12 protein-coding genes and 1 tRNA gene are annotated in these 12,773 nt (G+C 55.8%); 3 read left to right on the top strand and 10 right to left on the bottom strand.

Annotated elements, in window-relative coordinates:
- Positions 1 to 2: 2 nt before the first annotated feature.
- The 6 genes from V3C19_RS03845 to V3C19_RS03820 form a co-directional block, all read right to left on the bottom strand.
- Positions 3 to 1,736, bottom strand: a complete 1,734-nt coding sequence (locus tag V3C19_RS03845; protein ID WP_295933828.1) for a hypothetical protein — start codon at positions 1,734 to 1,736, stop codon at positions 3 to 5.
- A 248-nt stretch (positions 1,737 to 1,984) separates the two neighbouring features.
- Positions 1,985 to 2,428, bottom strand: a complete 444-nt coding sequence (locus tag V3C19_RS03840; RefSeq protein ID WP_302387458.1) for a hypothetical protein — start codon at positions 2,426 to 2,428, stop codon at positions 1,985 to 1,987.
- A gap of 321 nt (positions 2,429 to 2,749) precedes the next feature.
- A complete protein-coding gene (gene rplT / locus V3C19_RS03835; protein ID WP_067571526.1) occupies positions 2,750 to 3,133 on the bottom strand; it encodes a 50S ribosomal protein L20 in 384 nt (127 codons plus the stop codon).
- Positions 3,134 to 3,284: 151 nt separating this feature from the next.
- A complete protein-coding gene (rpmI, locus tag V3C19_RS03830; RefSeq protein WP_012420592.1) occupies positions 3,285 to 3,494 on the bottom strand; it encodes a 50S ribosomal protein L35 in 210 nt (69 codons plus the stop codon).
- 99 nt (positions 3,495 to 3,593) lie between these two features.
- Entirely contained in the window at positions 3,594 to 5,141 is a 1,548-nt protein-coding gene (locus V3C19_RS03825) for a trehalase family glycosidase (protein ID WP_295933821.1), read from the bottom strand.
- Positions 5,142 to 5,247: 106 nt separating this feature from the next.
- On the bottom strand, positions 5,248 to 7,380 hold the full coding sequence (locus V3C19_RS03820) for an excinuclease ABC subunit UvrB (RefSeq protein WP_295873924.1): 2,133 nt from the start codon (positions 7,378 to 7,380) through the stop codon (positions 5,248 to 5,250).
- 86 nt (positions 7,381 to 7,466) lie between these two features.
- Between V3C19_RS03820 and V3C19_RS03815 the strand changes: the two genes are divergently transcribed.
- Entirely contained in the window at positions 7,467 to 7,847 is a 381-nt protein-coding gene (locus V3C19_RS03815; protein WP_130082935.1) for a hypothetical protein, read from the top strand.
- 31 nt (positions 7,848 to 7,878) lie between these two features.
- Here V3C19_RS03815 and V3C19_RS03810 read toward each other — a convergent pair whose 3' ends face one another.
- Positions 7,879 to 8,334 (bottom strand): hypothetical protein, encoded by a 456-nt coding sequence (locus V3C19_RS03810; protein ID WP_295873926.1) that lies wholly within the window; start codon positions 8,332 to 8,334, stop codon positions 7,879 to 7,881.
- 104 nt (positions 8,335 to 8,438) lie between these two features.
- Here V3C19_RS03810 and V3C19_RS03805 point away from each other — a divergent pair.
- Both V3C19_RS03805 and V3C19_RS03800 read left to right on the top strand, forming a co-directional pair.
- Positions 8,439 to 8,523: transfer RNA gene (locus tag V3C19_RS03805), tRNA-Leu, on the top strand.
- Between the two features lie 355 nt (positions 8,524 to 8,878).
- Positions 8,879 to 10,339, top strand: a complete 1,461-nt coding sequence (locus V3C19_RS03800; protein WP_295933819.1) for a hypothetical protein — start codon at positions 8,879 to 8,881, stop codon at positions 10,337 to 10,339.
- 223 nt (positions 10,340 to 10,562) lie between these two features.
- Here the strand turns inward: V3C19_RS03800 and V3C19_RS03795 are convergent, their stop codons facing one another.
- The 3 genes from V3C19_RS03795 to V3C19_RS03785 form a co-directional block, all read right to left on the bottom strand.
- A complete protein-coding gene (locus V3C19_RS03795; protein WP_130082938.1) occupies positions 10,563 to 11,723 on the bottom strand; it encodes an MFS transporter in 1,161 nt (386 codons plus the stop codon).
- Between the two features lie 234 nt (positions 11,724 to 11,957).
- Positions 11,958 to 12,338, bottom strand: coding sequence for an NADH-quinone oxidoreductase subunit A (locus tag V3C19_RS03790; RefSeq protein WP_067571508.1), 381 nt, complete (start codon positions 12,336 to 12,338; stop codon positions 11,958 to 11,960).
- Between the two features lie 176 nt (positions 12,339 to 12,514).
- Positions 12,515 to 12,703 carry a hypothetical protein gene (locus V3C19_RS03785; protein ID WP_149873324.1) on the bottom strand — a complete coding sequence of 63 codons (189 nt, stop codon included), beginning with the start codon at positions 12,701 to 12,703 and terminating at the stop codon, positions 12,515 to 12,517.
- Between the last annotated feature and the right edge of the window lie 70 nt (positions 12,704 to 12,773).

The raw sequence follows: 12,773 nt of genomic DNA, 5'->3' as shown, positions 1-12,773 counted from the left end.
TTCTATAATAACGGACCTCCCGGGCCGATGGTGCAATCCACGGGCACGGCCACCGTTTCCGCATCCGCCCTGTACTTCAGCCGCACATGCAGCCTTTCCGTGTCCGCGCCTCCCTTAAACTTGAACCTTTGGAGCCAGAACCGCTCCTGTCCCAAAGGCCCCATGGAGGCGCCGCCACCGGCAAATACGGCGTTTTTCAAAGGCAATCCCTTGTCATCCACCACTTCAAAACACTCCAGGTCAAACGGCACGCCTTCCACTTTCAGAGAAACCTGCGCATGCAAATCCCCGTTTCCCTGTTCTCTCACGCCTTCCAGTTTCAACCGACAGACGGGCACGTCTCCGGCAACAGCTACATCGTCCCCCTCTTCTCCGGAATCGGACATTCCCGGCACGGGAATCTGCAGTTCCGCCCCTTTCTGCAGCGGCAATTCGTAGACGGGACTTTCCCGTTTGACGCCCACAGGCACGTGCAGCGTTCCCCTGATGCGTATCCATTCCGCTCCGGGTGAAGCCGGCTCCGGACTTGTGCCGCAAAGGGATATCATCGCCTGCCCCTTCTCCAGGTTCCAAGACTTCAACCATGTCAGGTCAAACATGGCCGGGGATAACACACGCCCTGTAGAATCGGTCACTTCCAGGCTCTGTTCCCTCATATCGGCTCCTCCCCCGAAAACCGCCGCAGTCTTTGATGTCAGTTCAATCTCAAAAACCATCTGCATGACATCCTCGCCAGCCTCCTCTGCATCCACTCTCTCCACAATCAATCGAGTCACTTCCGCCTCAACAGATGGGCGGCTCTCGTCGACCGGAAGCCCACCTTCAGAAGAAGAAATCCCGCCGGATTTCATGGCTGAATACCCCGTTTCAGAAAACCCGCTGCCAGGACCGCGCCCCTTTCCGGTCTTCCCTTCACGGAAACCGGCCAGTGACGCCCTGCCATCAATCAGAGCCTTGCACCGCTGCAGGTGTTGCGAATACCGGACGGCCACTTGAAGCTTCCCTTCCATCACAGGATCAATCTTCCATTCTCTGCCCAGCGTGCTCCATCCACACATCTCTGCCGCCACCGGCGTTCCATCCACTGCCTGCAATACAAAATCACGGATGCCCAGCGGTTCATCAGCGTCCACTTCCACCTCCAGCATTTTCTTATTCTCCCCTTCCCATTCCCTGCCCAGCGCGGCATCCCCGTATTTCCGTATGACCAGCTTTACCCTCACATCCCGCGCCTTTCCGTCCTTCCCGATGCCTGCACCTTTCAAGACCAAAGGCACGGAAGCGCCTTTCTCAAGTTTTAACGCCACAGGCTCCGACACGGCCTCCCGGCAGGAAATGACAAGCGGAAGCTCCCCCTTCACTTCCACCCACTGCGTCCCGGCGGACGGCAGCCAATCCTGGGGTTCCACAAGCAAATGAGCAGTCTTGCGGTCAAAACTACTGGAATAACATTTAGCCCTGGAAGCCTTCCGGCCTGTGGAATCCTCCACTGCCACGCCCATCAGCTCATCCCCCACCCAATCGATCTCCCAGCCGGACGGAACAGCAACAACACCCCCCAGCCTCATCCTCCAATTCCGTTCCGGATCATCCTCCGGATGCTCCCGGCCCACCTCCAGCTTCTTCCACGCTACCTGCAGGGATGGAACCAAATCATCTTCACCAGGCGGCAAGGAACACAAGCCGAATCCACCGGCCACGGCAGCCAATGACAGCAGAGAGAGAAACTTCATCATAGGATATGTTGGAGTGTTAACACAAATACTTTGATGCACAAGAAGAAATAACATTTTTCATAAAGAAGGGTACCGTGCATACAAGAAAAAAATGCACGCAAATCTTCCGCCCTCAGCACCCCAATAAATAAAAAAGCTCACGGAGGGCAATCATGAAATTAAACGTCCTCATGACATGGAACACCATCAAAACGGCTGCAAATGGAAAATATATGAAAAACAATCATAAAATATTATATATGAAACATTTATAACATTGAATAATACTTTTGTTCAATCAACTTTGATCGAAAAACTATTGATGATGATTCCGGACAATAACAAAAGAGGCAATAACAGCCCGGAACGGCTTGTCCCATGCTCTCCGTTTCAGCCATTCCGATAGCCGGATTCAAATCTTGTACTCTCTTCCGGTCTGAATTCAGGAAAACTGGAAAATGCGCCTGCTGTAAGAAACGCAGGAAAAACAGAGGAAGGAAGAGGATTGCGAAAAGAGGAAGGAAAGCGGAACAGAAGCAGACGGCAAATGAAAAACATGACCGTTCATTCTCCATCATCCGCCAGCCGGGAAGGATACCCTGTGCCTCTGCCTCTAAAACAGGGAATGCACCGGAAAAAACACAGGCTGCAAGGATGCGGAAATGTCCACGGGCGCCATGAAGTACAGCACGGACCAAGCCGGAAATGGCCAATCTCCGTTAAACAGACTGCCCTTTTCCCTGGCCGTCAGACTGCACAAGGCATCCAACAGGGGCCCTGGCCCACAAGACATCCGAACTCCTGCCCTTTCCCGGTACAGGCAAACACCAACGGACACAATACTTCTCCCGGCAGGTGAAAAGCTGAAGAAAAAGATGAATATACCGGACACCGCCGGACAAATATCCGGAACCACGGCCCGGTTGCACCATGAACAGCCGCAGCCATCTCCGTTATATAAACAAAACCAGCCCCGGAGATAAACTCCGGGGCTGGTCTGCTAATGTTCGTTGAACTGCGGGCTCTGCTGCGTCTTAAGCGCGGAGAGCGGCGCCGTCCTTGGCTTCAATGGCCTTCTTGGCTTGCGCGAAGATGGCGTCGAAAGCCTTTTCGTCGGAGACGGCCAAATCGGCAAGAACCTTGCGGTCCAGGTCGATGTCGGCGGCTTTCAGGCCTTCCATAAAGCGGGAATAGGTCAGACCGCGGTCACGCACGGCAGCGGAAATACGGGCGATCCAGAGACGGCGGAACTGCCCCTTCCTTCTCTTGCGGTCACGGTATTCATACTGCCAAGCTTTATAAACAGCATCCTTGGCGTAGCGGAAGAGTTTGCTGCGGAAACCGCGGAAACCCTTGGCACGCAAAAGAATGCGCTTACGGCGCTTGCGGGAGGCCGGTCCATTAGTGGCACGTGGCATAGCTTATTTCTATTTCTATCTTGAACAGACTGTTCTTCCTCACCTCCCTGCAGTCTCGCCTGTTCTTTATCTTCCTCTTCGGAAGAAGGCTGCATGAAGGCCCCCCGTTCAGCGGGAGGAAAGCTCGGCGTTGGTCGAGCGTTTTCGCGGTTCAGGCGAAAGGCAGGTTCTGCTTGACTGCCCAGACTTGCGTTTCATCCACCAGAGCCACCTTGCCAAGCTGACGCTTGCGCTTGCTGGACTTCTTCTGGAGGATGTGGCGCTTGCCCTGTTTGCGGCGCAGTACCTTGCCCGTGCCGGTAACCTTGAAACGCTTGGCGACTGCCTTGCGGGTTTTGTTGATACCACCTTTGCGGGTCATGGTGGAAGGAGTATAGGCGCCAATCCGTCCTTGGCAAGTGGAAAATGACGCAGACTCTTTTTTCCGGGCAAATGTCCTCCCTCCTCTACCAACTCCCGGTCATGCGGAAGGCAGGGAAATAACGCTTTCTCCTTTCGGTACAGAATAAGAAACATCATTGACATAAAGCGTATAAGGAACATTGCTCCGCACCGTAATGCTCTTCTTCCCGTCAAAAACAATATCCGTTGTAACAGGGCCAAAAATCAGCCGGCAAATGCCATGCCTTCCCTTCTCCGGGCGCAGCCGCCAACGCACCTGTCGCCGTTCGGCACTGATTTCATGAAAGCCGAGCACGTTCTCAATAAACAGGGAAATGGGTCCCAGGGCGGACCAGCCGCAGAAATCCTGCCTGACGCGCCGGCCATGTTCCACGGAAGGCCGGTTGGCGGAAGGACTGTAACACTCCCAGATCGTATGAGGAACGACCTCATGATAAGTCCTAAGCTGTTGCATCAGAACCTTTTCCGCCAGATCATCCGCCAAGTCGGCATACCCGTAGTCTTCCAGGGCCTTGGTCGCCATATACGCCGTAGGAAGCCAGACGGCCCCGCGCCAGTAATTGCCGGTCTCTTCATCAAAATCCCTGTCGCTCCGGGCCAAAGAGGGCCATGGGAACTCTCCTCCGAACCCGTCGGCCTTCCTCACATGCTCCACCATGCGGGCGGCCTGTTCCGGGGAAGCGGCTCCAGCAAACAGAGGCCAGAAGGAGGCGATCGTCTTCACGCGGCACGGCTTCTTCGTAACGACGTCCACATCATAATAAAACCCGTCCTCCTCATCCCAATACAACTCGTTAATCTTCCGGACCAGGGCCTTATACTCCCCTTCCCATTCCCGGGCTTCCTCCTTCTTCCCCAGGGAGGAATACAAACTGCTGATACAGCGGGCGGCCAGCGCTTGCTGGGAAATGGCGTCCACCCAAAGAATCCTGTCGTAGCCGCCGGAATCCCGCCCGCGCGGCGTATTATCCATTCCGCTGGCTCTTCCCGTCCAGGTAAACCCGTCCTTCCCTACCGCTCCGAGGTAAACGGGATTGCTGCTGTAAGGCGCCCGTTCCCCTTTGGGCGCCGTATTGAACCAGCGGAAATGCCGCTGGAGAAACTGCTCCCGGAGAAGAACTCCTTCCACCCTGGCCTTGTCTCCTGAAAACCGGTAATTCTCCCATTCCAGCCATGCAAAAAGGGGAGGATTGTCCCTCATGTGAATGCGCAGAGGCGTAGAAACGCCCCGGTACATGGGAAAATAAAAATTATCCAGGCTCTCCTTGCCGGGGAAGGACTTGGGCGCATACTTGGAAAACAGGGCCATGAAACAGGTGTCCCAAATCCAGACATCCGTTTCGTAGCAATTCTCGTCCAGATAGGGGGAGGCAGGCAGCCCCTCCGGGCCCCTTCTGACCCTTTCTGCGGCTATCTCCCACGTTTTTTTATACAAATCAACCAATTCGGCATCCGGATAAACGGGAAGAGGAATCTCCTCCCTCCACGCCGTCGCGACCGTATCCGCATGGGGAGCTGCCGTGGAAAAGGGAGCCGTAGCTATCGTCCCCGCCGCCACAAACGCGAGCAGACAGGAAAAATTGACGTAAACAAGGGAGACACGCATAAAAGACTATACGTCCTCTGGACAGGAATTCATTCACCTGTTTTCCCTTCATCCGCGCTCAACGGAAGGGAAAACCGTCCGGAATGCGGCCTGAAAATCACTTTCCTCAGCGGCCTTCCCTCAACTGCCGTATTTCATCCCGGATCAAGGCCGCGCGTTCGAACTCCAGATGGGAGGCGGCCTCTTTCATCTCCGCCTCCAGCTTGGCAACACGGTCTTCCAGGCCATAAGGAGCCTCGTTTTCCGCCACGCGGAAAGACTCTTCATCCTCTTCCGAATACAGCTTCAACTGGCCCTGTTCCGACCGGCTCACGGTCTGGGGAACAATACCGTGTTCGCGATTGTACTCTTCCTGAATTCCCCGGCGGTAATCGGTCAGTTCAATCAGGCGCTTGATGGAATCCGTCATCACGTCCGCAAACAGCACGCATTCCCCATGCACATGGCGCGCCGCGCGGCCCGCCGTCTGCACCAGGGACGTTTCATTGCGCAGGAACCCTTCCTTGTCCGCATCCAGAATGCACACGAGGGACACTTCCGGCAGGTCCAGGCCTTCCCGGAGCAGGTTGATGCCCACCAGCACGTCTATCTTCTGGGCACGCAGGGCGCGCAGGATTTCCACACGCTCAATGGCGTCCACATCCGCATGAATATAGGAAACCTTCAGGCCCACGCCCCTCAGGTAATCCGTCAAATCCTCCGCCGTCTTCTTGGTCAGCGTCGTCACCAGAACGCGCTCATGCTTGGAAACGCGTTCGTTGCACAGAGCGATCGTCTCGTCGATCTGCCCTTTCAGCGGGCGTATGGTAATCTTCGGTTCCACCAGCCCCGTGGGACGGATAATCTGCTCCACAATAAGCGGCGTGGAGCGCTTGGTGGGATCAAACTGCTCCACGGGCTGGGAGGAAGGGCTGGGACTGACGCGTATCTCCTTGGGGGAGGAAAACAAAATCCCCTTGAAGCCTTCCGGAGCCTTCTCCCCGGAGCGGGCGGCGCGCTTGACGGGAATGTAAGTCTTGTTATCCGCACGGCAGTTGATCAACTCAAACGGTCCTGGCGTGGCGGAAGCATACACGATCTGGTTCTGCCTCTCCATGAACTCATGGAACTTCAACGGCCTGTTGTCCAGGGCGCTGGGCAGGCGGAAACCGTGATCCACCAGAATATTCTTGCGGCTGCGGTCTCCCTCGTACATGCCGCCTATCTGGGGCACGGCCGCGTGGCTCTCGTCAATCAGGGTCAGGGAATCCTTGGGAAAGAAATCAAGCAGCGTGGAAGGAGCGCTGCCCGGCAGGCGTCCGGACAAATGGCGGGAATAATTCTCAATCCCCTTGCAGAACCCCAGCTCCTCGATCAATTCCAAATCGTAATCCGTGCGCAGCTTCAGCCGCTGCGCCTCCAGCAGGCGCCCCTCCTTCTCAAACCAGGCAACGCGGTCGGCCAGCTCCTGGCGGATGGCCTTCAACGCCGCGGCCCGCTTCTCCGGAGCGGCCACATACTGCTTGGCCGGGAAAAACGTATAGCTCCCCAGCCGTTCACGCACGCGGCCGGACACGGAATCTATCAGGGAAACCCGTTCCACCTCGTCGCCGAAAAACTCCACGCGGATAGCCTCCCCCTCGGAATAGGCGGGAAAAACCTCCACCACCTCGCCGCGCACGCGGAACGTGCCGCGGAGGAAATCGAAATCCTGCCGTTCGAACAGGCGTTCCACCAACTGGCGCAGGAACACGTCCCGGTCCATGATATCCCCCTCCCGGATGCGAAGGGTCAGGTTTCGGTAATCCTCCGGAGTGGACAAGCCGTAAATGCAGGAGACGGACGCCACCACGATCACGTCCCTGCGGGTCATCAGGGAATTCATCGCGTTCAGACTCAGGCGGTCCAGCTCGTCGTTAATGGCGGAATCCTTCTCAATATAAGTATCCGTGCTGGCGATATACGCCTCTGGCTGGTAATAATCGAAGTAGGAGACGTAATAATCCACCGCGTTATTCGGGAAAAAACTCTTCAATTCCGAATGAAGCTGGGCCGCGAGCGTCTTATTGTGGGAAATCACCAGCGTGGGCCTGTTCATCCGGGCGATCAGATTCGCCATCGTAAACGTCTTGCCGCTCCCCGTCACGCCCAGCAGGGCCTGATGCTTGTTGCCGGCCTCCAGAGACTTGAGAAGCTTGCCGATAGCCTGCTCCTGGTCCCCGGACGGCTTGAAGGAGGAATTCAATTCAAAAGACGACATACGTGATGCCTCCAGTATAATGCCCCCCCTGCTCCGGGCTAGGACAATGTTTGACAATTCCCCCCGGCTGACCCAGTATATGCGGCATGTACATCCCCACGCAGGAAGAACGGTACGCGAAAAAAGGACTCCTGTCCCTCATTCTGTGCGTCGTGGTCCCCTCCTGCCTGTACCTCTCCCTCCTCTCCGAACAACTGAACATGGTGCGCGGCCACGAATGGGAGGCCATCATGAAAATCTTCCTGGCGTTCTCCTATCCTCTGGCCGCCCTCTTCGCCATGATGGGCGTCTCCTTCTTCTGGTGGGCCGTAGGCATCTCCGCGGCCGTTCATGGCGGCATCATCGCCTGGCTGAAAATGACGCCGCGCCTGGCGCCCAAGCAGGCGATCTGTGCGGCGCTCTGCCTGGGAATGCTGGACTTCCTCTTGGTGAAGCTCTTTCCGTTCCCGGCGGGAATCCTCAATTGACCTTCCTGAGCCGGAAAAACAGCCTCCGTCTTTATCCCTCCTTTTTGGACAGGGCGATAATCTGTTTTTTAATCTCGCGGCTTGTTTTCTTGGAATCGGCCTTGTATGCCTCATAAGTGAAGCACTGCGCCCGGCCTCCGTCCGTGTCGGTCAGCACCAGCTTGGGATAATACTTCCCTTGCTTCAGGGCAGTCTTCACGGCATCGCTTATGCCGGACTTTTTTCCGTCCTTCACCGGCAGGTAAACCAGCACGCAGCGGCGCCCCACGGCCTCAAGAAACCCCTCGGACGCGCCTGAAGCCAGGGGACAGGTGGTGGCCGTATTCGTGTAAAGGTACGCCACAGGCTTCTTCTGCTCGCGGGCAGTCTTCAGCGCTTCCTCCAGCCGATCCGTGGTAAAGGAACCTTTTGGCAGTTTCACGTCCGCCCATGCCTGGGACAGGACAGACAGGGAGCAGACGGTCAACAGGGTAATTAACTTTTTCATCGGCTTTCACTATAAGAAGCTTCCAATCAATGTCAAAGAAAAAGCCGCCTGTTTAGCCTTGAACGCCGGAACGGGACATGGCAGAGTACGCCCACGCATTCGTCGCGCCTGTGGCGAAATTGGTAGACGCGCCAGACTTAGGATCTGGTGCCGAAAGGCGTACAGGTTCGAGTCCTGCCAGGCGCACCATTTTTCCTTTCCGGCTCATCTTCTTTCAGCTTGATCATTCCTTTAGCCGGAGGGATGATGGCAGATAAGCCCCCATCTGCCCATGAAAGCAATCCTCCCTGCCCTCTCTCTCCTCTGTGCACTTCCATGTCCGGCACAACAAACAAAAGACAAACCGTCGGAGCAGCCTGAGATAAAGGTCCGTCCAGACTACTTTTACATCTCGGAAAATCATGCAAAACAGGGAAAACGCAATATTACCCTGTTTCTGCATTCCTCCCTGAAAGGCAGCGGAACATTCACGGAACAGGAAGGTCCTCACCAACTGACTCTATCGGATCCGGAAGGGGCATGGAGCGTTCCGCTTGATACGGAAATGAAAACTGACCAGCATGAACCGCTTGCCGCCAAATTGACGCAAATGCCTCTTCCTCCCTTTAATCCCGAAAAAGGAATCAAAAACTGGTCTGTACGGCTCACCTCCTCCCCATTCCACCTGCCTCCATCAACAACGAAATTCAGAATCAAGGGACATCTCGTCTTCTACATTGCCAAACAAATCCATACGCTGCCCTCTTTCAACCTTCTGCGGGAAGGAAAAGGATGGACGCAGGATATTTCCCTCCCATCCTCGGAACAAGGTGAAGGTGACCTGGCCTTCTCCGGTACGCCGGACACCGTTGCGTTTACTTCCTCCACTCCGTCTTCGGACTGTACGACCATGACTTTGAGGTACAATCCGTCACGGTTTCAGTTTGCACAATTCCTGCTTGTGGACAAGAAAGGGAAGCCGGCAGAGGCGCAACCGGCCCGGTTCTCCTTTGATTTCAACAATCAAGAACATCAGGAATATGTCTTTAAACGGCAATATTACTCCAAACAGGACTGGAACCTTCTCCAGGTAAAACTTTCCTACGTCAAGCCGGAAGAAACGCAGCCCATCGTGGTTCCGGTGGATATGGAAATGGACCTTGCGCGCAAAGGCCCCGCTGTCCGCCATTCTCACCAGGGGCCCACCGTATTGCCTGACCCGCCCCCTGCTCCTTTCGTCCATGAACGGCATCTGCCGGAGGAAAAAGTACATTTTGAGCTGCATTACTTCCATCAATGCCAAAACCCCGTGTCCAACGGACCTACCCTGATCAACGACGGGCCTTCGACCAGAATAGATTTCCGGCCCGAGACGCCAGAAAACGGACCGGTGGCAATCAGTATATCGCCTGAAAATCCACTGACCCTGAAGGGAAATGAAACGTTACCCCCGGTTTCCGTCGCCGCTTCCAGCCATATGCACACCTCTCCCTGGAAAAAAGAAGACCCTGTCCCCATCCTGAGCCTGAACATCCCGGATCTGTTGCCGGAAACTTCTTCCTGCTGGACTCTCTCCGGAACGGCAAACATGATCATGGCCAGCCGCTCCTGCCGCATATCCTGCCCGCTTCCTACCGTCAGGGGAAGCACCGTTACTCTTCCCCTTCAGGATATTCCCGGAGTCAAACTGCCGGAGAATGCAAAGGCGACGCTTACCGTCGCCGACATGCAATCGGAATCCTCCCACGGCTCCCTGCTCCTGCACGTCCGCAGCACCCTGCCTTCCGCCAGTTTTGGTTCCCTGACTCTCATTGACGCCGACAACCGCCACTATTCCCCGGCGGAACCGGTCGTTCATGACCATCCCCCCCAGGGAGTAACACGCACTTACCAGCCTTATTGGGAACCTGCGGACCGGAAAATTACGGCGGAGCTGATCATTTACATCAATCCCCGCACGGTACGGGTACCGCTGAATCTGAAATTCGGAGCCGGAGGAATTGTCCCGGCTCCGCCATCTGAATAAGGACTCAAGGACACGCCGCCCCAAAATTTTCCGCCTTCCCCAAACAACGAGGGCAATTCCCCCTCAATCAGATCATACGGCTGCAGCGGCAGAAAAACATTTCACAGGCAACGGCCACCTCTCCTTGCGGGGAAAGAACCTCCCCCGGCAAACCTCCGGAAAAACGGGGATGAACGAAATCTTCCGGCATGCCGTACCCCCGGAAAAGCGGGCATTCCCTCCGTCATCTGAACTTCTTCAGGAACGGGGCGATCAACGCCGTTCCCAGACCGACCAGGGCAATGAGGGAGAACGACCATCTGAGAGAAGACGCATGGGCAATATGCCCGATGACCGGAGGTCCCAGCAGAAAGCCCAGAAAGCCGATCGTGGAAACGGAGGCCAGAGCCACGCTGGGAATCATCTTTTTGGACTTTCCGGCCATGCTGTAGCAGAGAGGGACAATGGAAGAGGTGCCCAGCCCCACCAGAAGGAAGCCCAGCGTGGCGGACCACAGCACCGGGAACAGAACGGCAACCAGAAGCCCGGCGGCAATCAGGATGCCGCTGGCACGCAGCACGCGCACGGCTCCGAAGCGCATCACCATGCGGTCCGCCGTAAAGCGCCCCAGCGCCATCGTGCTCATAAACGCCACATACCCCGTCTGCACCAGGCCCGGGCCGGGCTGAACCACGCTTTCAAAATACACGCCGCTCCAGTCAAACATGGTCCCCTCGCTGACCATGCTTCCGAACGCAATCAACCCGATGAGCAGCACATAGGCGTCCATGCTCCGGAACATGCCCCCGCTCTGGGAACTGGAACGCCGGGCGTCCCGCGGCAGGAGGAAACGGGAAAACACGGCCAGAATGGCCATGCAAATCAGGAAAATGGCGAGGAAGTGCGTTTTCGTGGACACGTTCCAGTCCACCATGAAAGCCCCCAGCAGCGCACCAAAGAAACCTGCCAGACTCCACAGGCCGTGAAAGCGGGCCATGATGCTGCACTGGTACAGCCGCTCCACGCCCACCCCCTGCGTATTAACGGAAATATTCGTCAGATTGGCGGCCACACCAAACAAAAACAGCCCTCCGGCCAGTTCCCAGAAGGAGGAAACCAGCCCCAGGCACACAAGTACGGCCGGGTAAAAAACGGAAGACGCCATAAGTATCCTCCGGCTGCCAAAACGTCCTACTAGGTAGCCGGACAAGGCCATGGCTGACATTTGCCCGACGGGCACTGCAAAGAGAACGGACCCCAGATCGGCATCGTTCATCCCCAGGGCGCTCTTGATGTCGGGAATGCGGCATGCCCAGCTGGCGAACACCAGGCCCTGGAGAAAATAGAAGGTGCTGACCGACAACCGGTAAACGCCCTGAGGCGTTCTGGGAAGAGAGAGATTCATTCTGGATTTTCCGGATCGCGCAAAAAGCTATCTTCATTTGCCGCCCCTGGCAAGAGAAATCATATCTTATACAAGAAGATTTGACCATCCAGAACCGACAAAGGAGCAAGGATCTGCCATTTCCAGGAGGCCCTTCATGATTCTCACCCTTTATCGTAAAAACTCCTCTCTGCAAACAAAAAACGCCGTCCTGTCTGTGAGGACGGCGTTTCTTCAAACAAAACGGTAATTTTTTCAGCGCGGATCGCGGTGCCAGTTCAGGGCGCCCTTGCCCAAGGCATAGAGGTAGGCTACCAGCAGAATGCCGATGAAAATACACATGGCCGTGAACGATTCCGGATTCAGCATCACGTAATCCCGGAAGTTGACGGCCCAGGGATAGAGGAAAACCACTTCCAGGTCAAAAATCACGAAAAGCATGGCCACCATGTAGAACTTAACGGAAAACATGGGAGCCCCTTCACCCACGGGAATCATGCCGCATTCGTAAGGAATGTCCGCAGGCTTGCGAACGGAAGAACGCTTGCCCATCAAGATACTGAGCAACAAAATAATGCCGGCCAGCCCCAGGGCTGCCACCACCTGCACAAGCACTGAAAAGAATTCCTGATTCATGACGTCTGGCACGGGTGTACCACACCCATCCCGGAAAAGCAAAACTAAAAAGGGCCCGCGGTTCCCATGCTGACATGGACGCCCATTTCCCTGAAAAGGAGGAAAGAGCGCCATTTACGGAACCTCTCCCTCTACTTCCCTGCTTCATCCGGTCACGGTTCCGGCATACGGCGAATTCACGCTCCCAGCCAACCGGCCGCCCAGCTCCATAACCAGGAGCATAAATACCATCCTCCCATCAGCACGAAAACAAGAAGCCCCAGCAATTTCAGCAGCACAACGCCTCCGGCCAAGGCTAACCCGGCTGCACAGGCCACAACCAGGCCGGCGAGCATGGAAAAGAAATCGTACATAAACGCCAACATGACTCCTGCAGGCAGTACACCGACTGGCTACCTCTACGGTAAGAATAAACCGTGGCCATTTCTACAAAAA

This window comes from Akkermansia sp. AE01SA01 (genome assembly GCF_036417395.1).
GTDB lineage: Bacteria > Verrucomicrobiota > Verrucomicrobiia > Verrucomicrobiales > Akkermansiaceae > Akkermansia.
This window is presented reverse-complemented; position numbering and strand designations above follow the sequence as displayed.